General features: G+C 57.7%; 18 protein-coding genes. 17 read left to right on the forward strand and 1 reads right to left on the reverse strand.

The window, feature by feature from the left end:
* The first annotated feature begins 80 nt into the window (after positions 1 to 80).
* The 11 genes from QC815_RS13815 to QC815_RS13865 all read left to right on the forward strand — a co-directional run bounded on the left by QC815_RS13815 (position 81) and on the right by QC815_RS13865 (position 13713).
* Positions 81 to 305 carry a hypothetical protein gene (locus QC815_RS13815; protein ID WP_230447440.1) on the forward strand — a complete coding sequence of 75 codons (225 nt, stop codon included), beginning with the start codon at positions 81 to 83 and terminating at the stop codon, positions 303 to 305.
* Positions 295 to 663, forward strand: coding sequence for a type II toxin-antitoxin system VapC family toxin (locus tag QC815_RS13820; RefSeq protein ID WP_310540376.1), 369 nt, complete (start codon positions 295 to 297; stop codon positions 661 to 663). Before QC815_RS13815 ends, QC815_RS13820 begins: the two co-directional genes overlap by 11 nt.
* Positions 664 to 815: 152 nt before the next feature.
* On the forward strand, positions 816 to 2582 hold the full coding sequence (locus QC815_RS13825) for an SLC13 family permease (protein WP_230447442.1): 1767 nt from the start codon (positions 816 to 818) through the stop codon (positions 2580 to 2582).
* 52 nt (positions 2583 to 2634) lie between these two features.
* Positions 2635 to 3462, forward strand: coding sequence for a 3'(2'),5'-bisphosphate nucleotidase CysQ (cysQ, locus tag QC815_RS13830; protein ID WP_310540378.1), 828 nt, complete (start codon positions 2635 to 2637; stop codon positions 3460 to 3462).
* Between the two features lie 144 nt (positions 3463 to 3606).
* Positions 3607 to 4872 carry a serine hydroxymethyltransferase gene (gene glyA, locus QC815_RS13835; RefSeq protein ID WP_230447444.1) on the forward strand — a complete coding sequence of 422 codons (1266 nt, stop codon included), beginning with the start codon at positions 3607 to 3609 and terminating at the stop codon, positions 4870 to 4872.
* A 218-nt stretch (positions 4873 to 5090) separates the two neighbouring features.
* The gene (locus QC815_RS13840) at positions 5091 to 6845 is read left to right on the forward strand and encodes a type I secretion system permease/ATPase (protein WP_230447445.1); all 1755 of its coding nucleotides are present in this window, start codon (positions 5091 to 5093) and stop codon (positions 6843 to 6845) included.
* A 1-nt stretch (position 6846) separates the two neighbouring features.
* Positions 6847 to 8226, forward strand: a complete 1380-nt coding sequence (locus tag QC815_RS13845) for an HlyD family type I secretion periplasmic adaptor subunit (RefSeq protein ID WP_230447446.1) — start codon at positions 6847 to 6849, stop codon at positions 8224 to 8226.
* Entirely contained in the window at positions 8226 to 9692 is a 1467-nt protein-coding gene (locus tag QC815_RS13850) for a TolC family outer membrane protein (protein ID WP_230447447.1), read from the forward strand. The genes QC815_RS13845 and QC815_RS13850 overlap by 1 nt, the downstream gene beginning before the upstream one ends.
* A 6-nt stretch (positions 9693 to 9698) precedes the next feature.
* Positions 9699 to 11075: an undecaprenyl-phosphate glucose phosphotransferase gene (locus QC815_RS13855; protein WP_310540383.1), complete on the forward strand. Its 1377-nt coding sequence runs from the start codon at positions 9699 to 9701 to the stop codon at positions 11073 to 11075.
* A gap of 37 nt (positions 11076 to 11112) precedes the next feature.
* Entirely contained in the window at positions 11113 to 12552 is a 1440-nt protein-coding gene (locus tag QC815_RS13860) for a mannose-1-phosphate guanylyltransferase/mannose-6-phosphate isomerase (RefSeq protein ID WP_310540385.1), read from the forward strand.
* A gap of 45 nt (positions 12553 to 12597) precedes the next feature.
* On the forward strand, positions 12598 to 13713 hold the full coding sequence (locus tag QC815_RS13865) for a glycosyltransferase (protein WP_230447450.1): 1116 nt from the start codon (positions 12598 to 12600) through the stop codon (positions 13711 to 13713).
* Positions 13714 to 13735: 22 nt separating this feature from the next.
* On the opposite strand, the gene QC815_RS13870 is transcribed toward QC815_RS13865, so the two are convergent.
* The gene (locus QC815_RS13870; protein WP_230447451.1) at positions 13736 to 14902 is read right to left on the reverse strand and encodes a glycosyltransferase family 4 protein; all 1167 of its coding nucleotides are present in this window, start codon (positions 14900 to 14902) and stop codon (positions 13736 to 13738) included.
* A 464-nt stretch (positions 14903 to 15366) separates the two neighbouring features.
* Here QC815_RS13870 and gmd point away from each other — a divergent pair, with 464 nt between their 5' ends.
* The 6 genes from gmd to QC815_RS13900 are packed head-to-tail and all read left to right on the forward strand — an operon-like array spanning position 15367 to position 21968.
* Positions 15367 to 16356, forward strand: a complete 990-nt coding sequence (gene gmd / locus QC815_RS13875; RefSeq protein ID WP_230447452.1) for a GDP-mannose 4,6-dehydratase — start codon at positions 15367 to 15369, stop codon at positions 16354 to 16356.
* A gap of 20 nt (positions 16357 to 16376) precedes the next feature.
* Positions 16377 to 17360 carry a GDP-mannose 4,6-dehydratase gene (locus QC815_RS13880; RefSeq protein ID WP_230447453.1) on the forward strand — a complete coding sequence of 328 codons (984 nt, stop codon included), beginning with the start codon at positions 16377 to 16379 and terminating at the stop codon, positions 17358 to 17360.
* Positions 17361 to 17372: 12 nt separating this feature from the next.
* A complete protein-coding gene (locus tag QC815_RS13885) occupies positions 17373 to 18149 on the forward strand; it encodes an ABC transporter permease (protein ID WP_230447454.1) in 777 nt (258 codons plus the stop codon).
* A gap of 9 nt (positions 18150 to 18158) precedes the next feature.
* Entirely contained in the window at positions 18159 to 19391 is a 1233-nt protein-coding gene (locus tag QC815_RS13890) for an ABC transporter ATP-binding protein (RefSeq protein WP_230447455.1), read from the forward strand.
* On the forward strand, positions 19378 to 20814 hold the full coding sequence (locus QC815_RS13895; protein ID WP_310540391.1) for a class I SAM-dependent methyltransferase: 1437 nt from the start codon (positions 19378 to 19380) through the stop codon (positions 20812 to 20814). Before QC815_RS13890 ends, QC815_RS13895 begins: the two co-directional genes overlap by 14 nt.
* On the forward strand, positions 20811 to 21968 hold the full coding sequence (locus tag QC815_RS13900; protein WP_230447457.1) for a glycosyltransferase family 4 protein: 1158 nt from the start codon (positions 20811 to 20813) through the stop codon (positions 21966 to 21968). The genes QC815_RS13895 and QC815_RS13900 overlap by 4 nt, the downstream gene beginning before the upstream one ends.
* Positions 21969 to 21972: the final 4 nt, after the last annotated feature.

The raw sequence follows: 21972 nt of genomic DNA on the forward strand, positions 1-21972 counted from the left end.
TTCGTTATCTGTAGATGATCGGCTTGTCGCATTCGCGTACCCCATTAAGGGCTTTTGAGCAGCCGATTGGGAGAACTGTCATGTATGCAATTGAGTTCGAAGCGGACATAAAAAATGGCGTTGTGACTATTCCGCCTGAATACAATGAGTTGCAGAATCATCATGCGCATATTGTGGTGATGATTGAAGACGATGCTGTCAAGGAGCCGCCTGAAAAAGCGTTAGATTTTAGCGACATCGCTATTACTGCATTCAAAGAACATGATGGTGTTGTCGTGCAGAGGAAGTGGCGGGATGAATGGTAGATATCTGCTTGATACGAATGCCATTATCTACGCGCTCAACCGCAAGCTTAAATTACCGGCTAATCGGTATGCGGTCTCAGTCGTCACGGAGATGGAGCTTCTGTCCTGGCCTTCTCTGACAGGTAAAGAGGAAGCCAAGCTGAAAGCATTGCTGCAGAACCTTGGGGTAATACAGCTGGAAAAGCCCATTCAGGATGCGGCAATCAAAATACGTAGAACGTCTTCTTTGAAGCTGCCCGACAGTATCATTTCGGCCACCGCGCTAATCGGCGGCTTTGTCCTGGTAACTGACGATCAAAAGCTTTCAGATCGACATATAGGAAATTCAGTAACGCTAGATGACTTGATATCCAAGTGAGCCCTGAACAGTACCGAAAGCGCTCGCCAGCCTCTGCAAATATAACGTATGGGACTGGCTCCCATCGCCGCAGGTTCAAATGGCCTGGACTGGAGTAAGCGTCTGATCTTAAACGGGCGACTTGCCTTGAAAATGATGTAGCTTGGAGCACTATGGAAATCGCGGCTATTTTTACTCTGCTGGTGGTCGTGGCCACCTTAGCCGCCTTGGCGCTTACCCGCATTGCCCCCGATGCCATTCTGATGTCCGCCCTCGGTGGCCTGGTCATCAGCGGCACCTTGACCCCCGGCCAGGCGCTGCAAGGGTTTTCCAATCCCGGGGTGATCACCATTGCCACGCTCTACGTGGTGGCGGCCGGGCTGAAAGAAACCGGCGCAATTCAATGGCTGGCTCACCGCCTGCTGGGCCAGCCCTCGCGGCTCCGCCAGGCGCAGCTGCGGGTGTTGCTGCCCGCTGCCGGGCTCAGCGCGTTCATGAACAACACCACCGTGGTTGCCATGTTCATCCCGGCAATACAGGAATGGGCCGCTCGCCTCAAGCTGCCTCCCGGCAAGTTGCTGCTGCCGCTGAGCTACGCGGCGATCATCGGCGGCACCTGCACGCTGATCGGCACCAGCACCAACCTGGTGGTGGATGGCCTGCTGCAGACCGAGCGGGGCGTCAGCCTTTCGATGTTTTCACTCGCCTGGGTAGGCGTGCCGCTGGTACTGGTCGGTGGCACTTTTCTGTACTTCTTTACCAACAGGCTGCTGCCCGACCGCCAGGGCGTTCTTGAGCAGCTTGAACAGGCCCGCGAGTACGCCGTCGAGGTGGAGGTCGAAGCCAAGGGCCCGCTGGTGGGCAAGACCATTGCCGATGCCGGGCTGCGCAGCCTGGCGCACGGTTATCTGGCGGATATCGAGCGCCACGGCCACCTGCTGACGGCCGTGCCGCCGGACACCGAGCTGATGGCGGGAGATATCCTGGTGTTTATCGGCGCGCCGGAATGTGCCCGGGAGCTACGCCGCGTGCATGGCCTGAAACCCGCCAGCGGCGATATCCACAAGCTGGACATCGCCCACCACCAGCGCTGCCTGGTGGAAGCGGTCATCGGCCCGGATTTCGGTGGCCTCAACCAGACCGTCCGTGACTCGCGGTTTCGTTCCCGCTATCAGGCGGTGATCCTGTCCATTTCGCGCAACGGTAAGCGTATTCCGGGTAAGCTGGGCGCCGTGACCCTGCAGGTGGGGGACACCCTGCTGCTGGAAACCGCCCAGGATTTTGTCGACCAGTACCGCTACCGCAAGGATTTTCTGCTGGTCAGTGGCCTCACCGACTCGACGCCGCCGGATTTTCGCAAGGCCCCGGTGGCGCTGGGCATTCTGGCGGGTATGGTCGGGCTGAGCGCCACCGGGGTGCTGTCGATTCTCGAAGCTGCGCTGCTCGCCGGGGGCGGCATGCTGGCCACCCGCTGCGTGCCCATGAGCAAGGCACGCCGCTATATCGACCTTTCGGTGCTGACGGTGATCGCTGCGTCTTTCGCGCTGGGGGCGGGCATGACCGAAACCGGCGCGGCCACCCAGGTGGCGCAATGGCTGCTGCTGTCGGAAGACCTTGCTCCCTGGGCCGCCCTGGCGCTGGTCTACCTGATGACGGCGGTATTTACCGAACTGATCACCAACAATGCCGCCGCCGTGTTGATGTTCCCGATTGCCGTCTCGGTGGCCGACCAGCTGGGAGTCAATTTCTTACCCTTCGCCGTCGCCATCATGTTTGCCGCCTCGGCCAGCTTCATCACCCCGTTGGGCTATCAGACCAACCTGATGGTGCTGGGCCCTGGCGGCTACCGCTTCAGCGACTACCTGCGCCTGGGCGCACCGCTCAGCGTGTTGGTAGCCATCACGGTGATTGGCCTGGTGCCGCTGGTGTGGGGATTTTGAGCAGCAAGGCGCCGCTACGCGTCTGATTTTTTTCTCTTTTCGAGGTGATCCAGTGACTGCTTTTGTAACGAATGAAAAACGTGCCCGCCTGATCGAAGGCGTCCACGCCGCTGGTCGAGAGGTAATGGCGATTTACCAGAGTGGATTCTCGGTCGAGACCAAGGCCGACCAGAGCCCGCTTACCGACGCCGACATGGCCTCGCATCACGCACTGATTGCGATGCTGAAAGACCTCACCCCCGAGGTGCCGGTGCTCTCCGAGGAGTCCGGCGAGATACCCTTTGCCACCCGCCAGGACTGGCAGCGCTACTGGCTGATCGACCCGCTGGATGGCACCAAGGAGTTCGTCAACAAGAACGGCGAATTTACCCTGAACGTGGCGCTGATCGAAAAAGGCGTGCCGGTATTCGGCATCGTCTACGCGCCGGTGCTGCAGACCACCTGGGTAGGGCAGGTCGGCGGTGAAGTCTTCAAGATCGCACAGGGCATCTACGTCAATCTCCAGGCGCGGGCGCTGCCCGATCCCGAAACGGCGCCCTGGAAGGTAGTCGGCAGCCGCTCCCACGGCGCCGAGGCGTTTGAACGCTTCTGTGCGGGTCTGCCTGCGCACGAGCGCGTCAGCATGGGCAGCTCGATCAAGCTGTGCCTGGTGGCCGAAGGCCAGGCCGATTTATACCCGCGCCTGGCTCCCACCAGCGAATGGGACACCGCCGCCGCCCAGGCCGTGGTGACGGCCGCAGGCGGCGAGGTGCTCAACGCCCACACCCTGGAGCCGCTGCGCTGCAATCAGCAGGAAAGCGTGCTCAATCCGCATTTCATTGTGTGTGGGCAGCGTGACGAACGCTGGGAAAGTGCCCTTGAAGCGGCACTGAACGGCTAGGCGAGTATGAACGCGCCTTGGTCGTGCCAACATGAGCACGATTCATCCGCATCCTGACGCGGATGCGATGAAACTCGTCTGCACCTGAGGTATCATGGCGGTCTACTCTTTCATGACCGACCCTTCTTGCGAGGTTCCCCGCCGATGTTCAGCCGCGATATGACAATTGCCGGATTCGATGATGCCCTGTTTGACGCCATGCAGAAAGAAGTGGCGCGCCAGGAAGCCCACATCGAACTCATCGCTTCCGAAAACTACGCCAGCCCCCGCGTACTGGAAGCCCAGGGCAGCCAGCTGACCAACAAATACGCCGAAGGCTATCCCGGCAAGCGCTACTACGGCGGCTGTGAATTCGTCGATATCGCCGAAAACCTCGCGATCGACTACGCCAAGGAACTGTTCGGCGCGACCTACGTCAACGTGCAGCCGCACTCCGGCTCCCAGGCCAACAGCGCCGTCTTCCAGGCGCTGGTCAAGCCCGGCGACACCATCCTGGGCATGAGCCTGGACGCCGGTGGCCACCTGACCCACGGCGCCAAGCCCAACTTCTCCGGCAAGCACTACAACGCCGTACAGTACGGGCTGAACGAGAAGGGCCTGATCGACTACGATCAGGTCGCCCAGCTGGCCCATGAGCACAAGCCGAAAATGATCATCGCTGGCTTCTCCGCCTACTCGCAAATCGTCGACTGGGCCAGGTTCCGCGAGATCGCCGACGAAGTGGGCGCTTACTTGCTGGTCGACATGGCCCACGTGTCAGGTCTGGTCGCGGCGGGAGTCTACCCGACGCCGCTGCCCCATGCCCACGTGGTCACCTCCACCACGCACAAGACCCTGCGTGGCCCGCGCAGCGGCGTGATTCTCTCCGCCGAGAATGACGCGGAGATCGAAAAGAAGCTGCAGTCCGCGGTATTCCCCGGCGGCCAGGGCGGCCCCCTGATGCACGTCATCGCCGCCAAGGCCATCTGCTTCAAGGAAGCCATGGCGCCTGAATTCAAGGCCTACCAGCAACAGGTGGTCAAGAACGCCCAGGCAATGGCGGGTGTGTTCATCGAACGCGGCTTCGACATCGTCTCCGGCGGCACCGAAGACCACCTCTTCCTGCTTTCGCTGATCAAGCAGGGCGTGACCGGCAAAGACGCCGACGCCGCCCTCGGCCGTGCGCACATCACTGTCAACAAGAACGCCGTACCCAACGACCCGCAAAGCCCGTTCGTCACCTCCGGCCTGCGCATCGGCACCCCTGCCGTGACCACGCGCGGCTTCGGCGAGCAAGAATGTAGCGACCTGGCCGGCTGGATCTGCGACATCCTCGACGTGCTGGCAAGCGGTGACGACACCAGCGCCATCGAAGCGCAGGTGCTGGACAAGGTCGCCGAGGTGTGTGCACGGCTGCCTGTTTACAAGTAATCAAACGCGGTAGCTCGATCTCTCCTGATCGCGCAATGAAGTGCGCTCCTACAAACCCGATGTGCGCACCCAGCCCCAGCAAGTAAAGCTTATTGGCTCAACGAGCTGAAATTTCCCGCTACCAGCAACGCCTCTACCCGCTGTAGGGGCGTTTCTGTTATGCTACGTCGATTAAATTTCAGTGCTTGACGCCTCCACGATTCAACGGTGACCCTCACATGGCAAAGCAACAGGAAGCAACGGATCTGCAGCGTGCGTTGAAAACCTGCAAAGGATCGTTCATGTCGGTCGGTTTCTTCAGCATGTTCGTCAATCTGCTGATGCTGGTTCCCCCCATGTACATGCTGCAGGTCTATGACCGCGTGCTCAGCACCCAGAGTGTCGATACGCTGGTCATGTTGACGCTTGTCGTGGTGTTCCTGTTCATGGTGATGGGAGGGCTGGAACTGGTTCGCTCACGCATGCTGGTCAGGGTGGGCAATCACCTGGATACCAACATCAACGAACGGCTTTACAGCGCCATGTTCCGACGCAGCCTGGTGGCGCAGGGCAGCCAGAGTGCACAGCCCCTGAGCGATCTGACCAGCCTGCGCCAGTTTCTGACCGGTAACGGGCTGTTTGCCTTTTTTGATGCGCCCTGGGTACCGGTTTACCTGGGCGTGCTGTTTCTTTTCCACCCTTGGCTAGGGATTTTCGCCACCTGTGCGGCCATCATTCTACTGGCGCTGGCCATCGCCAACGAGAAAGCCACCAAGCGCCTGATGGCAGAGGCCAACAGTGAGCATATCCAGGCACAAAACCTGGCTAACTCCAATCTGCGCAACGCGGAAGTGCTGCACGCCATGGGCATGCTGCCCGGCATCATGGGACGCTGGTCCAAGCGCCATCACGAATTCCTGGCCAAACAATCCCAAGCCAGCGACCGTGCAGGCGCTTTGACCAATACCTCCAAAGTGCTTCGCCTGCTGTTCCAGTCGATGATTCTGGGTCTGGGTGCCTTTTTGGTTCTTCAAGCCGAAATGACCGCCGGTATGATGATTGCGGGCTCCATCATCATGGGCAGAGCGCTGGCGCCGATCGACCAGATGATCGGCAGCTGGAAAGGCTTTGTCAGCGCACGCGGCGCCTATGACCGGCTTAATGAACTGCTCACCCAGATCCCCCGGGAAGAGCGCCGCATGTCGCTTCCTTCTCCCCAGGGCAAGGTCGACTTTGAAGGCGTGGCGGCCGCGCCCCCCGGAACGCGCATGGCTACGATCCGAGGCATCAATTTTTCCGCCGCAAAAGGCGAGCACATCGGTATTATCGGCCCCAGTGCCGCCGGTAAATCCACGCTGGCCCGCGTGCTGCTGGGCATCTGGCCCTCACAGGTGGGTGATGTAAGGCTCGACGGCGGGGTCATTACCCAATACAACCGTGATGAGATCGGCCCCTACATTGGCTACCTGCCCCAGGATATCGAGTTGTTCGACGGCACGATCAGCGAGAACATTGCCCGTTTCGGCGACATCAATGCCGAGCAGGTGGTCGCTGCCGCCAAGAAAGCCGGCGTGCACGAAATGATACTCGAGCTGCCCAATGGCTATGACACCATGATTTCATCCACCTCGGGTGCTTTGTCGGGCGGCCAGCGTCAACGCGTCGGGCTAGCACGAGCCCTTTACGGTAGCCCGGTGCTGGTAGTGCTGGATGAACCCAATGCCAACCTGGACGACGCAGGTGAGCGTGCGCTTTCTCAATCGATTGGCCAGCTCAAGGCGGAAGGCACCACACTATTTGTCATCAGCCACCGTACCAGCGTACTGAAGAACATGGACAAGCTGCTGGTCATGAAAGAAGGCCAGGTCAGCATGTTCGGCCCACGCGACGAGGTGTTGGCGCAATTCGCCAAGAAGTCCAAGGCGCAGGTAGGGCAGCAAAACGCAGCACGTCTATCCGCTATTCAGGGCGGCCGTGGCAGCGAGGAAACGTAACATGAGTAACGATAAACGCCAGCTATCCGCTGAATCAGAGATTGACGTTACACCGCAAGGGCCGGCAACGCTGGACGGCGAAGCACATGAAAAACTGCCTACCAGTGACAAGGGCTATCGCAAGCTCGGCTTTGGCATCTTGTTTATCGCCCTGGGCGGTTTTGTGCTGTGGGCTGTCACCGCCTCGTTGGCCGTGGCGGTGGTGGCGCCAGGTAGCGTGTCCATCGAATCGTTCAAGCGCACCGTGCAGCACCTTGAAGGCGGCATTGTCGAAGAACTCATGGTCGAGGACGGCGACAAGGTCGAGGCCGGCGATACTCTGCTGGTGCTCAGCGATACCCAGGCCCGCTCGCAGCTGGAAATCGCTCGCTCTCAGTACTTGATCAGCCGTGCCATGGAGGCACGCCTGCTCGCCGAGCAGGAAGGCGCCGAAATGCTGGAAATGCCGGAGGATATCCGAAACCCAGACAGCCCGCGCATGCAGCAGATCATTGCGGTTCAGCAAAGTCTCTTCACGGCTCGCCAGCAGTCGCTGAAAAGCACGCTGGAATCGCTGGACGAACAGATCGTGCAAATGCGCGAGCAGATTGACGGCCTGGAGCAGCGCATCAGCGTCAATAACAACCGCATCAGCTCACTGAGGGGTGAGGCGGAAGACTTTCGCTCGCTCTACCGTGAAGGGCTGGGCGATAATCAGCGCCTGCGCGAGCTGGAACGCCAAATTCTCCAGTACGAAGGTGATAACGCCGAGTTTCGATCCAACATTGCCCAGCTGCGCTCGCAGATCAGCGAAAATCGCTTGGAGCGTGAAATCCAGCAGCAAGAGTTCCAGAAGGAAGTAGGCGAGCAGTTGCGCCAGGCGCAGTCGCAAATCGCCGAGTCCATGGAGCAGATCGTCTCGCTATCCGACCAGGTAGAGCGTACCGTCGTGAAGGCACCGGTATCCGGCACGGTCGTCGGTAGTCAAGTGCACACCGAGGGCGCCGTCATTCGTGGGGGCGATACGATCATGAACATCGTGCCTTCCAATGATGGATTTGTCGTTGCAGCACGAATCCCGACCCGTGACATCGATAATATTTTTGTCGGGCAGTTTGCCGAGATTCGCTTCAGCGCCTTCAATCAGCGTTTGACCGACGTCATTGATGGCGAGGTGATTCACGTCAGTGCTGATAGCTTCGAAGATGAAGCCACGGGCGAAAACTACTATCGTGCGCGTGTGCGGGTAACCGAAAAAGGGCGAGAGAAAATGACCGAGCAAATGCAGCTGCTTTCCGGCATGCCCGCTGAAGTGATGATTCGCACCGGCGAACGCACCTTCGCAAGCTACATCGCCAAGCCGATCACCGATATGCTGGCTCGCGCCATTCGGGAGGACTGATGCAACGCACGACACGCACATGGTGTCGCTGGGCACCGCTGGCACTGGTTGTTTGGGTGGCAGCACCTCTGTCGGCGCAGGAAGATGTGCCCGCCAGCGAAGACGCCGTCGCCGAGCTGGAAGCGCTGGACGATGCCGGTGAAGAAACCCATCGCCTGCCCTCGTTGCCCGAGCTGTTTGTTCAGGCATTGGAGAACGATGCAGACCTGAGCCGTCAGCGCTATGAGCTGGAAGCCACGCGGGAAGAGCGGCCCCTGGCCCGCTCGCAGTTGCTGCCTCAGATCAGTGCCAGCGGCGGGTACCTCTGGCAGGACTCCACCAACATACAAACCGACCCGGATGGCTTCGGGCTTGATCAACCCGCCCAGCGCCCCGGCGAGTTCGACGACCAGTACTGGCAGGTTCAGCTGCAACAGCCCCTGTTCAGCCTGGAGCGTTGGCGAGGCCTGGATGTCGCCGACGCCCAGATCAGCGCCGCCGAAGTCCAGTTGGCCGTGGTGGAGCGCGATCTCGCCCTCAGCGTCAGCGAAGCCTATATCCAGGCTTATCTGGCCTCTCAGCGCCTGGGGCTGCTTAAGTCCCAGGAAGAATCGCTGGAATTGCAGGTGCGCCAGGCCAGTCGTGCCTACGACCTTGGCGTTGGTAATCGTGTCGACCTCCTTGAAGCGCAATCGCGCCTCGACCAGGCGATTGCCGATGCTGTGGAAGCGGAAAACGAGCTGGATAACGCCCTCAGCGAACTCGAGCGGTTGACAGGCACCCGTCCAAGCATGCGCGGCCTGGCGGTAGGTGAATTAGCCAACGTCGAGCTTCAGCGTGAATGGGGCGAGCCGGATGCCTGGCTGGCGCGCACCGGCCAGAACCTCAACGTATTGTTGGCCCAGGAAGAACAAAGCGCCACCGAAGCCGACACCAGCACTCGCCGTGCCGGCTATTACCCCGAGCTCAATCTCAACCTGAGCTATAGCGACCGAGAAAGCGACGACCAGCTGCGCACTAGCGAAGACTATACCGCACGCGTTGAATTCAGCATGCCCATCTACCGCGGTGGCTACACCAACGCGAGTGTGCGTCAGGGTGAAAAGCGCATTGAAGCTAATCAGGCGGCGGTAGACAACGAGCGCAATCTGGCCGTGCAAGAAGTGCGCACGCGGCTGCGTTCGCTCAACGGCGGGGTCCGGCGCCTGGAAGCGCTGAAGCAGGCCATCGAATCCAGCCAGCTATTCCTGGATGCCGCCGAGCGCGGTGAGCAGCTGGGGTTACGTGACCTGGTCGACGTGCTGGACGCCCGCGCCAGTCTCTACGACCAGCGTATCAACTACGTTGACACGCTCGGGGAATACGCCCTGGACAGATTAGCCCTGCAGTCCGCCGTCGGCGATCTCGAAAGTGACGATCTGGCGAAGGTGATGCAGCTGCTCGCCTCCATGACGACCAACGTTAATACGCCCATGGCAGCGGAATAACACCCGATGGCGGTTTACAAGCGTCCGCAGAGCAGTGACTGGCTCCGCCGAGCCATGCACTGCTTCGATGCCTCAATCGCGCTTGGCGTCTCGCTTCTGACCCTGTGGATGATGCCCGACATCGTCATCGACGGGCACGATTACCTGTTCCTCATTCTGATCGGTAGCTTGCTTTTGCCGGCCGTGGGCGAGCTGATCGGGCTTTATCAGTCCTGGCGGGGACGCAGTCTGTACACCATGTTAGGGGTTTACACGCTGGCATGGATGGTCACGATTCTGCTGCTCAGCTTATTATTGACCCTGCTGCAAAGCGTTCACCTTTACTCTCGCCTCTGGATGGGAACGGCCGCACTGTCGGTTTTTTTCATCGGCAATATGACGCGCATCGGGCTTTATCTTTATTTGCGCCGCATGCGTGCGTCCGGCCATAACCTCAAGCGCGTACTGCTTATCGGTCATGCGGCAAATCTGGCACTGCTTGAGAAAAACGTCACCGATACGCCCCACGCAGGTTACGTGATCGTCAAGCATCTTGTGGATAGTCAGGATAAGCGCTTTCTGGTCAATATTCGTCGCCTCGCGCAAGCGAGTATTTTTCAGCGTGACTTCGATGAGGTGTGGCTCGGCTACCCTCTCTCGGAAGGTGAAAGGGTGCGCCAGCTGATGGCTTTATTGGCCGCGGTACCTGCCGCCGTTCGTTACTTTCCAGACTTGCCGGACATTCGTCTACTCAATCATCGTATTGCCCAAGTCGCGGGGCTGTATTCGCTGGAACTGAACTACACGCCCTTGAACGGTCCGATGCGGATCGTAAAAAATCTTGAAGACCGTATCCTGGGACTTGTTCTTTTCGTGCTATTTCTGCCCGTAATGACCGCTATCGCCATCACTATCCGCTGCAAGATGGGCTCGCCGGTGCTGTTCAAGCAGGAGCGCCACGGACTGGATGGCAAGCGCTTCAAGATCTATAAATTCCGCACAATGTCGCTACACCAAAGCGCTACGACCGAGCAAGCCGCTCATCATGACCCGCGTGTAACGCCGCTGGGCGCATTTCTGCGCCGAACAAGCCTGGACGAGCTGCCCCAGCTCTACAATGTGCTGCAGGGAAGAATGTCGCTCGTAGGCCCGCGGCCACACGCCATGGATCATAATGATCATTACAAGAATCATATTGATATCTACATGCAACGTCACCGGGTCAAACCAGGCATGACAGGCTGGGCGCAAGTCAACGGCCTGCGGGGCATTACCGATGATGTTAAACTGATGCGTAAACGCGTGGAGTATGATCTTTACTACATCGAGCGCTGGTCATTAGGGTTTGATTTAAAGATTCTTGTCATGACGCTTACACGTGGTTTTATCAATACTCAGCCATAACAGATTATATTTATTGAGTTTTTGCTAAGGAGTGGTGGTGATTTTACCCGTTATCTTATCTGGTGGTTCAGGTTCACGTCTCTGGCCGGTTTCCCGTGAACACTACCCAAAGCAGTTCCTCAATCTACATCGAGACGATCTGAGCCTGTTGCAGGAAGCAACCCAGCGTGTGGCATCGTTGAGCGAAGCGGGGCCACCCATCATGGTGTGTAACGAGGAGCACCGTTTTCTGGTTGCCGAGCAACTTCATCAAACCGGCTGCCGTGATGCCCAGATTATCCTTGAACCATGTGGCCGCAACACGGCACCTGCCCTTGCATTAGCCGCGTTGACAGCGAAACAGACCGACCCCGAAACGGCCTTGCTGGTGATGCCAGCCGACCACGTTATCAAAGATGAAGCGGCGTTTCTCCAAGCCGTAGCGTCAGGCCTGGCGCTGGTTAATGAGGGAAAGCTGGTCACCTTCGGTATCAAGCCGCACACCGCGCATACCGGGTATGGCTACATTAAGCAAGGTCAACCGTTAAGTACCGGGTTTAGTGTTGATACATTTGTTGAAAAGCCCGACGCCGAGCGTGCTGCCGAGTATCTTGCAAGTGGCGATTATCTCTGGAACAGCGGCATCTTCCTGTTTAAAGCAGGGGACTATCTTGAAGCGCTGACCCAGTTTGCTCCCGATATTCTCGACGCATGCGAAAAGGCGTGCGCAGCGGGCACAAAAGACATGGATTTCCTGCGTATAGATGCCCATGCGTTTTCCCAGTGTCGCAGTGAGTCCATTGACTACGCAGTCATGGAACATACACGCGATGCAGCCGTGGTGCCGATGAACCCAGGCTGGAGCGATATTGGCGCCTGGGACGCGCTTTATGACCTCAAAGCAGCGGATCACCTCAATGACGGTAACGCACTGCATGGTGACGTCATGCTCCACGATACCCGCAACAGCTTGATTCATAGTGAAACAAGGCTGGTGGCGGCAGTCGGGGTTGAAAACCTCATTATCGTTGAGACGGATGATGCCGTGCTGGTCGCAGACCGCCGTCGTGCGCAAGACACCAAGCAGATTGTCAATGCCCTGAAGGTCGCGGGACGCAAGGAATCGCAGTCACACCAGCGTGTCTATCGGCCATGGGGCAATTATCGCACCATGGTGTTGACCGACAGCTTTCAAGTGAAAGAGATCGTGGTCAAACCTGGCGCAAAGCTCTCCCTGCAGATGCATCATCATCGCGCCGAACACTGGGTCGTGGTGCAGGGGACTGCCCAGGTGACACAGGGCGAAGGGCATGGGGATATAAGCAATTTAAAGAGCTTTCTACTTTCCGAAGACGAGTCAACCTACATCCCATTAGGCACGGTTCATCGTCTGGAAAACCCAGGTGTCATTCCATTGCATCTGATCGAAGTACAAACCGGCTCCTATCTCGGTGAGGACGATATCGTCCGCTATAACGACGACTACGGACGTAAATAAGCCAGGCGTGAAAAGGAATTACATGTTGAGGAGTCACATGTCGTCATGAAAGTCGCCATCGTTCACGACTGGCTGACCACCTGGGCCGGGGCAGAAAAAGCCCTGGCCCAATTGCTGGCCTGCTACCCCCAGGCGGAGATCTTTACCACCGTCAATTTTTTGAAGCCGGGCTCGGTTGCTTGCCTGGAAGGCCGTGCCATCCACACCAGCTTTATTCAGGCGCTGCCAGGTGCGCGTAAGCACTATCGTCGATACTTGCCCTTGATGCCGCTTGCGGTCGAGCAGTTTGATCTAAAAGGCTTTGATCTGATTCTTTCCAGCAGTCATGCCGTTGCAAAAGGGATTATTCCAGACCCTAACGCCATCCATATATGCTACTGCTACAGCCCGATGCGCTACGCCTGGGACATGCAGCACCAATACCTGCGGCAGTCCGGCAAAGAGAAAGGCATGGTAAGTATGCTGATGCGCTGGCAGTTGCACAGACTTCGTCAATGGGACTATCTAAGCGCACAGCGTGTCGACCACTTTATTGCCATTTCGGATTATATAAAAAGGCGTGTAGAGCTTTTCTATCGTCGGCCGGCTGCCGTTATTTATCCACCGGTAGAAATTGATAAATTTAATCCCAACCGGGAGCGCGGCGACTTTTATCTGACAGCCGCCCGCATGGTGCCCTACAAGCGCATCGACTTAATTATAGATGCTTTCAACCAGATGCCTGACCGAGAGCTTATCGTCATAGGTGATGGTCCGGATTTCGATACGCTGGCTGCCAAGGCGGCGCCTAATATAAAAATGCTGGGCTACCAGTCAGATGACATTCTTATTGATCATCTTGAGCGGGCAAAAGCCTTTGTCTATATGGCAGAGGAAGACTTCGGCATTCTGCCGGTCGAAGCCCAGGCGGCGGGTGCGCCGGTCATCGCTTATGGAGCAGGCGGTGCCGAAGAAACCATCGTCGATGGCCAAACCGGTATGCATGTACCCGAGCAAAACGCCGATGCCTTGAGGGCATGTATTGCCATGTTCGAAGCGCAGCAAGCGTCCGACCCCATGCATTACTCAACTGACGCGTGCGCTAAACAGGCTGAGCAGTTCGCCCAAGGCGTATTTACCGAGAAGGTGACGCACTTTATCAATGACAAAATGCGTCAATGAGTCAATGACTTGCGAGGCCGGCTTACTGACAGGTCAGCAAATGATAAAGCCTGTCGGCTGAATGCGCCCAGGTATATCGCTTGCTGATGTCAATTCCGAGGGCCGCATAGCGCTCTCGGCGGTTTGCATCTTGGAGTGCCTCACTGAGGGTATGGCGCATGTCATCGATGTCATATGGGTTAACAAGAAACCCTGCGTCACCAACGATGTCGTGCATCGACGTATCCTGACTGGTGAGTACAGGCACCCCGCAGGCCATCGCCTCAACCACCGGCATGCCAAAACCTTCATAGAGGGACGTATAAGCCAGCAACTCAGCGCATGCCACAATGGCGGGCAAATGCTGCTGAGGTACATAGCCCAATACATAGAGCTCCCCGGCTTGCTGAAGCTTCATCATGGTATTCGCGACCGTACGGTTGTCACCCCAGCCCTGCCCGCCAACGCAAACTAATGGCCATTGCTGGCGCAGGGGTTTGGGTAATTGGCAAAAAGCGCTTAATAGGGCGGGCAAGTTTTTACGCGGTTCAAGTGTTCCCAGCGCCAAAATATACTGCTGTGGCAAACATAATTGTTGTCTTGCCAGTGCCTTTTCGCCTGCAGACAAGGGGGCATACGCACGATGAGCAGCGGGCGGCACCACACCGATGGTGTCGGCATCAATGCCCGCGTAAGCTGCAATTTCGCGCTGCATCATATTGGAAATGGTAAGAAGCTGGCATCCGCTTTGGAGTGTTTGATCAATCTGGCGGGTCAAATATGCCACACGAGAAGGGGGATGGGCGCTGGGCATCACAATGTGCGATAGATCGTATATGGTGGCAGCGCGCTTACCTGCAAAGGGGTAAAGAGAAAGGCCTGGCTCCCAATAAGTAGCATCCTGCAAGGGGCGAGTCAGCCTTTCAAACTGGCGTTGTTGCCACCAGTTGCGCAAAGAATAGCTCAATGGAAGCTGTCGGGCGGCATGTTTTACACGCGAACCAACGCGCTGTCTTGCAGTCAGTTGGGTATCGTTATCATGGTCAAGCCATGACTGGGTCGTCTCCTGATCGAGTAGCTTCCCGCCGTGAAAGGCAGCGAATGCTTCCAGGGCATGGCGCTCCATTAAGTGGCCTAGAAGCTGTCGTGTATAATGCCCCACGCCGCTCAGTGGTGGGTTGGCGCAATTAAGGTTAGTCAGTAACTTCATGAACGGTTACACCATGCGGTATATGAATATAATTTATATATAAAACAGTTTGTTAGGAGGCAAGGTGCCAGAGGAAAAGCCGACAAGGCCGTATTTGGTTGATAACAATCCAGCGCTGAAGATACCTCAGTTAGAGCAGCGCATGGAGACAATGATCAGTGAACACTACATTGTACCAAAGCCCACCAAGCCGTTACCGAGCGTTACCCAACAAAAACGGCCGTCATTACTTCGCCGGTTATTGATCAGGGTCAAGCTAAGTCGCTGGGTCGTGGAATGGCTTCCTAAGCATCCAAGGTTATATCGTTATGCAAGAAAGGCATATCATATAGCTAAACGCATGGCGCGTAAAACATAAGGCTATCAAAAGGTTATCTAGTTGATAGCAGACATCTGAAAAATATGGACAGGGGCTATGATAAAATTTCGCCCCATTATTAACCAAGCAAACAGGAAAGCTAAGCATGGGTCATAACGCCTCAAAAACCGCGCTCATCACTGGGATTACCGGCCAGGATGGTGCCTATCTAGCCCAGTTGCTGTTAGATAAGGGCTATCGGGTGTGCGGGCTAGCCCCACGCAGAAGCTCTTCAGACGTCAATCTCTCGCGCCTTGAGTGGCTAGGTATCGAAAAGCACGTTGAGTTATTTGATGGCGACCTCGGCGACCTGGGTAGCTTGATACGCATGATGGAGAGCTGCCAGCCGGATGAAGTCTACAACCTTGCCGCTCAATCTTTCGTGCAGACGTCCTGGAGCCAGCCGGTGCTTACCGGTCAAGTGACTGGCGTAGGTGCGGTCAATGTACTTGAGGCGGTGCGTATTGCGCAGCCAAAGGCGCGTTTCTATCAAGCCTCCACGTCCGAAATGTATGGCCTTATCCAGGAGCCCATGCAAAGTGAAACCACACCGTTTTACCCACGCTCACCCTATGCAGCTGCCAAGCTGTACGCCCATTGGATGACGGTTAACTATCGCGAAAGCTTTGGTATTCATGCCTCCAGCGGTATTTTGTTCAACCACGAATCGCCATTACGCGGGCTTGAGTTTGTAACCCGCAAGGTCACGGATGGGGTTGCGCGGATAAAACTGGGGCTAGAAAGCGAACTGCGCCTTGGCAACATTGACGCCAAGCGCGACTGGGGGCATGCGCGCGATTATGTCAACGCGATGTGGCTGATGCTGCAGGAGGAAACCCCGGACGATTACGTCATCGCGACAGGCATTACCACCACGGTCAGAGACATGTGCGAAATAGCCTTCAGCTATGCCGGCTTGAACATGGACGACCACGTGGTCATCGACCCCAAGTTTTATCGGCCCGCGGAAGTCGAGGTGCTGCTTGGTAACCCAGGCAAGGCCCAGCAGCGGCTAGGCTGGAAAGCCGAGACTTCGCTCAAGGCCATGATAGAAGAAATGGTCGAAGCCGACATGCAACGGCTCGGGAGCCGCTAATGCAGGTGTTGGTGCCCAGTATGCAACGCATTCTTGTGACAGGTGCCAGCGGCTTCGTCGGGCACCACCTGCTGGCTGCCCTGCATGAAGCATGGCCAGATGCTCGATTACACGCCACGGTAAGTCGTCAAGGCACCACAGGGAGAGGCGGCGTTGCCTCTCCACGCACTACCCAGTGGCACTCGCTAGACGTCCGCGATGCTTCACAGGTCAACGAGCTGATCAACCGGCTCAAGCCGCAGGCCATCATTCACCTGGCCGCACAGTCGCACGTGCCCACAAGCTTCGAGCACACCCGCTATACATGGGACGTGAACCTTCAAGGCACACTGAATATTCTGGATAGCATTCAGCGTGAGTGCCCCGATGCGTTACTGCTCAATGTGGGATCATCCGACATGTACGGCGCCGCCTTCCGGCATGGTCACAAGGTCAGCGAAGACACGGCTTTCGAGCCCCTCAACCCCTACGCAGCCAGCAAAGCAAGTGCCGACCTGGCCGTTGGGCAAACGGCCGCCAGTCAATCACTGCGCGCGGTGCGGGCCAGGCCCTTTAATCATACCGGGCCAGGCCAAAGAGACGCCTTCGTGCTTGCCAGCTTTGCCACCCAGATCGCCCGCATAGAACAAGGCAAGCAGTCGCCGGTGCTCGAAACCGGTGACCTAACGGCCGAGCGTGATTTCATCGATGTTCAGGATGTCTGCCAAGCCTATATTGAACTCCTTTCGCTGCCGGAAGAGGGACAACGCGGCCAGGCCTACAACATTGCGTCTGGCCGATCGATGGCGATTGGCGAGCTGCTCCAGAAGCTACTGAGTTTATCCAGCGTCGCAATCGAGCATCGCCTGGATCCGGCACGTCAGCGCCCCTCAGACATCCCCGTTGTGCAAGCGAGTACCGAGGCAATTCACGCGGCGACCCGCTGGCAACCCAGCATCTCATGCGAAACCATGCTTTCCCGTTTGCTGGACGACTGCCGTCAACGGCAACGCCAAACGCCCTAAGCGAGTTAAACAATGAACTTGGCATTACTGTACCACCTAACGCGACAGGATCTTGTCGACCGCTATGCGGGCTCGATACTCGGCGCGGCATGGACCTTCATCATGCCGCTCGTCAACATCCTCATCTTCACGCTGGTGTTTTCTCGTATCATGGGAATGCGGCTAGGCGAGCTGGGCGTAGAGCTTGGCCAATACAGCTACAGCGTGTATCTGGTGATCGGCGTGCTGGCATGGAACCTGTTCGCCAACACCCTCAGTCGTGTTACCCACGTCTACCATGACAAGGCCGCCATTATCGGCAAGGTCAACATATCGCTGTTTTTTTTACCGCTCTACATCCTCTTGTCAGAGCTGGTTATTTACGTCATCGCCAACGGCTTTTTCCTCATCTTCCTTTTTAGTATCGGCTTCGAGTTCAGTTGGCACTGGCTGTGGTGGCCCCTGATACTGGTGGTTCAGCAGACGCTCGCCTACTCGATTGGTCTCATTTTTGCCACCTTGAGCGTCTTCATACGCGATATCAAGCAGTTTGTCGGAGTGCTGACGCAGCTATGGTTTTGGCTTACCCCCATTGTGTACGTGATCACGATTCTCCCTGAAAACTGGAAGCCTCTGTTCATCCTCAATCCTTTCTATCACGTCGTGAACGCACTTCGTGATGCGCTAATGCTGCAAACCGTGCCCAGTCTGCTGCCGCTGATAAGCATCATGCTCATTGCCTTGATCATGCTGCTGGCGGGTATGCAGTTAGGTCGTCGGCTCGAACGTGATATTCGCGATTTCATTTAAGAGGTGGGCATGATCCAGGTAGATAACATCACCAAGCACTTTCGGTTCTATGCCCGTCCGTCCGACCGGCTAAGAGAGATTATCACCCGAAAGCCGCGCCACCACTCGCACATAGCCCTGGATGGCATCAGCTTCAACGTCGCCGATGGCGAAACCCTGGGGATTCTGGGCCGCAATGGGGCTGGCAAGTCGACCTTGCTCAAGCTGCTAACCGGCGTGTTACTGCCAGACAGTGGCGACTTCAAGGTAGAGGGCCGCATTACCGGATTACTGGAGCTGGGTACCGGCTTTGACAGTAATTTAACCGGTGCGCAGAACATCCTCGCCAACGGCTTGCTGTTGGGCATGACCGTTAAAGAAGTCGAAGCGCGGCGCCAGTCCATCATCGATTTCAGTGAACTGGGCAGCTTTATCGATGAGCCCTTGCGCACCTATTCGTCCGGCATGGTCATGCGCCTTGCCTTTGCGATAGGCATACACGCCGACCCATCCTGTTTCGTTATTGATGAGGCGCTTTCGGTGGGGGATGCCCATTTCCAGCAAAAATGCATGCGCCGCATTCGTGAATTTCGGGCGGCCGGTGGCTCGATTATCTTTGTGTCCCACGACCTCAACGCGGTCAAAATGCTCTGCGACAGCGTCATCGTGCTGGAAAAAGGTAACGTGGTCTTCCAGGGGCCGGCGGAAGCGGCGGTCAATACCTACAACCGCCTGCTGGCTGAAGATACCGACCTGGACGGGCAAGCCATTCACACCGCCCACTACGGCACCGAGGAAGCCACCATTGCCCACTGCGAGTTGATCGGCGCCGATAGTCAGAGCAGCGCGCTCACCAGCGGTGAGCAAGCCGAAATTCTCATTGACATACACGCCCACGAGGATCTGCCCGACATCACCCTGGGGCTAATGGTGCGAGACCGCTTTGGTCAGGATATTTTTGGCACCAACACCTGGTATATGAACCAACCACTGGCCATGAAAGCCGGCGAGCAGAAGCGCTGTCGCATGACGCTGGATATGTGGCTGGCGCCAGGCAAGTACACGTTGACGTTGGCGCTTCATGAAAGCAGTGACCACACGCGGCGATGCTATCAATGGTGCGATAACATTCTGCGCTTTGATATTGCCGGGATAAGAGGGCACAGCTTTGGCGGTATTTGTCGGCTGCCGCTCACCTGTCGTTTTGAACCCCTTGACCCCCAAGGCACGCACGCCCAGGAAGGCAGCCATGTTACTGAATAACAACCCGCAACTGGATACCCAGCGGCTATCGGCCAAGGTGCGTCAACGTCTGGATGGTCTGGACGAAGCGCCGCCGTGGCGCGGAGAGACCCTCTGGCAGCAAAGCCTTGAAGGCCAGGTGGTCAATCTGGGCAGTACCCGCCAGCGTCAGCTAGGCCGAGCCACCGACTACGCCAGCCTGTTGGCCCTGCCCACGCCGGCCTTTGTGGAAGAAAGCTGTTACTACCTGCTAGGGCAGCTGCCCGAATACAGCCAGTACCACGAGCATCTGGCCACGCTGCTGTCCGGCGAGGAACGCGAGAAATGGCTGCTCTCCCTGGCGAAACAGCGCGATGCGTCTCAAGCGGCTCTCTCGACCGCATTGCCCGGGCTGGAAAAAGGGCTGGCCCGGGCCCGCATCAAATACCTGCCCAAGCTGGGCCGCGTCATCAGGCAAGCATGGAGCCTGTTGAAGCTGGATGACTTTCGGCGACGTATGCAGCATTTTATTCACCTGCAGAACGCCCGTTACGACGCATTGCTCGAACTGCATCGTCAGCAAGCCCAGACGCTGGCGGAGCTGCAGGCGGCTCAGGGCAGATTAGCGGCCGAAAACGCCATTCTGACCCAACGGCTCTCGCAGCAAGGCGCACCGACTGCAAGTGCCGCCACATCGTCATCGGCATCTCATCAGGTCGCAGCCTCTCAGCAGTCACTGGTCATGGAAGATACCGAGGCGACCCCCGAGCGAGATTTTTATCTCGCCCTTGAGGCGCGTTTTCGGGGCTCTTTGTCGAGCATCGGCGAGCTGATGAAAGAGCACCTTCCGCACCTGGCCAACACGCCACCGCTCCACCACGGCAAGGCGCTGCTCGACCTGGGGTGCGGCAGGGGAGAGTGGTTGGCCCTGGTAGAGGCAGAGGGCTACCGCGCCTGGGGAGTGGATCTCAACGAAACCAATGTCAAGATTACCCGAGGGCGCGGGCTGGACGTCCGCTATCAGGACGCCCTAACGGCGCTTGCCGAATGTGACGATGACAGCCTGGGCATGATCACCTCGTTTCACCTGATCGAGCACTTGAGCCACCAGCAGCTACGCACCCTGCTTCGCGAAGCGCTGCGTGCTCTGGCTCCGGAAGGCCGCTTGTTGCTTGAAACGCCCAACCCGCAAAACCTCCTGGTAGGCAGCTGCAACTTTTATCTTGACCCCACCCATGTGCGCCCCATACCGCCGGATTTTCTGCAGTTCCTCGCCGAATACAGCGGGTTCGAGCACGCCGACATCATGCCGCTGCACCCCGTTGATCCTTCGCTACGTCTTCCCGATGAAGGCGAAACCTCGCGCCGGCTCAACCACTACCTCTACGGCCCGCAAGATTACGCCATGCTGGCCGTAAAAGCCGCCACGACGCCCCCCATGGACACCGAGGAGACACACGGATGACCCACGTCACAACGGCCATTCATCAATTTCATCACGGTGTGGACGTCGGTGATGGCGTCACCAACAGCATGCTGTTCATCCGCAAGCTATTGCGTCGGATGGGGTTTGCGTCTGAGATTTTCGCCGCCAACATACCCGGCACCCTGCAAGGCGAGATCAAGCCGTACCACACACTGGAAGACAGCAACGCCGACACCACCGTCCTGCTGCAGCATCATTCGATGGGCCATGAGCTGGGCAACTGGCTGGTCAACCTGGCTATCCCCCGCGTACTGGTCTACCACAACATCACGCCCGGCGAATTTTTCAGCCCCGGCAGCGACTACCGCCGTTACGCCGAGCTGGGCCGTGAGCAGCTTCGTCACTGGCGGGACGCCTTTATCGGCGTGATTGCCGTGTCGGACTTCAACGCTCAGGATCTTGTGGCACTTGACTACGATCCCGACCGGATCAGCGTCATACCGCTATTGGTCGACATGGACAAGCTGGCACCCCCGGTGGGCGAGACCACCTTGCCGCGCCTTGCCCATGCGCTGCACCCCGCCTTGAAAGACCGGCCCGCGCTTGTGTTCATCGGGCGCATCGTCGAGAACAAGCGCCAGCACTTACTGCTCGAAATGCTCTGGTACCTGCACCGCCTGAGACAAGACACCCGCAACGCCCCGTTACCGATGCTGATACTGGCCGGTGGCGGCACTAACAGCCCCTATGGCCACTTCATTCGCCAGCGAACCCACCAGCTGCATCTGGATGACAGCGTCATCATGCCCGGCAAAGTGGACGATACCCTGCTCAGCGCCCTTTATCAGCAAGCCGACGCATTCGTGTGTGCCAGCGCCCATGAAGGCTTTGGCATGCCGTTGCTCGAAGCCATGGTGGCCCAATGCCCCGTCGTCGCCATGAACACCAGCAACATCGCCCATACATTGGGGGAGGGCGGGCTTGTGCTCAACGACCAGGCGCCCGCCGCCATGGCAGCCGCCACCGAGTTGCTGCTGGAAGACCCGGCATTGCGCCAAACCGTACTCGAAGGGCAGCAGCGCGCGCTTGACCGCTACCAACCCGAGGTCATTGCCGAGCAGTTAAGCCACTGGTTGGCGCACACCTTGCGCATTACGCCACCCGCCAGCCCCAACGACGCAAAAGGAAACTAACGCG

Origin of the sequence: Vreelandella gomseomensis (assembly GCF_031451645.1) — a bacterium.
GTDB classification, from domain to species: Bacteria; Pseudomonadota; Gammaproteobacteria; order Pseudomonadales; family Halomonadaceae; genus Vreelandella; species Vreelandella gomseomensis.

Bases quoted from the DNA above. Each gene is read 5' to 3' on its own strand.
- QC815_RS13845 (WP_230447446.1), top strand. From the start codon at position 6,847: ATGAGTAACGATAAACGCCAGCTATCCGCTGAATCAGAGATTGACGTT.
- QC815_RS13815 (WP_230447440.1), top strand. From the start codon at position 81: ATGTATGCAATTGAGTTCGAAGCGGACATAAAAAATGGCGTTGTGACT.
- QC815_RS13850 (WP_230447447.1), top strand. From the start codon at position 8,226: ATGCAACGCACGACACGCACATGGTGTCGCTGGGCACCGCTGGCACTG.
- QC815_RS13895 (WP_310540391.1), top strand. From the start codon at position 19,378: ATGTTACTGAATAACAACCCGCAACTGGATACCCAGCGGCTATCGGCC.
- glyA (WP_230447444.1), top strand. From the start codon at position 3,607: ATGTTCAGCCGCGATATGACAATTGCCGGATTCGATGATGCCCTGTTT.
- QC815_RS13865 (WP_230447450.1), top strand. From the start codon at position 12,598: ATGAAAGTCGCCATCGTTCACGACTGGCTGACCACCTGGGCCGGGGCA.
- QC815_RS13870 (WP_230447451.1), bottom strand. From the start codon at position 14,902: ATGAAGTTACTGACTAACCTTAATTGCGCCAACCCACCACTGAGCGGC.
- gmd (WP_230447452.1), top strand. From the start codon at position 15,367: ATGGGTCATAACGCCTCAAAAACCGCGCTCATCACTGGGATTACCGGC.
- QC815_RS13820 (WP_310540376.1), top strand. From the start codon at position 295: ATGAATGGTAGATATCTGCTTGATACGAATGCCATTATCTACGCGCTC.
- QC815_RS13900 (WP_230447457.1), top strand. From the start codon at position 20,811: ATGACCCACGTCACAACGGCCATTCATCAATTTCATCACGGTGTGGAC.
- QC815_RS13840 (WP_230447445.1), top strand. From the start codon at position 5,091: ATGGCAAAGCAACAGGAAGCAACGGATCTGCAGCGTGCGTTGAAAACC.
- QC815_RS13855 (WP_310540383.1), top strand. From the start codon at position 9,699: ATGGCGGTTTACAAGCGTCCGCAGAGCAGTGACTGGCTCCGCCGAGCC.
- QC815_RS13880 (WP_230447453.1), top strand. From the start codon at position 16,377: ATGCAACGCATTCTTGTGACAGGTGCCAGCGGCTTCGTCGGGCACCAC.
- QC815_RS13885 (WP_230447454.1), top strand. From the start codon at position 17,373: ATGAACTTGGCATTACTGTACCACCTAACGCGACAGGATCTTGTCGAC.
- QC815_RS13825 (WP_230447442.1), top strand. From the start codon at position 816: ATGGAAATCGCGGCTATTTTTACTCTGCTGGTGGTCGTGGCCACCTTA.
- QC815_RS13890 (WP_230447455.1), top strand. From the start codon at position 18,159: ATGATCCAGGTAGATAACATCACCAAGCACTTTCGGTTCTATGCCCGT.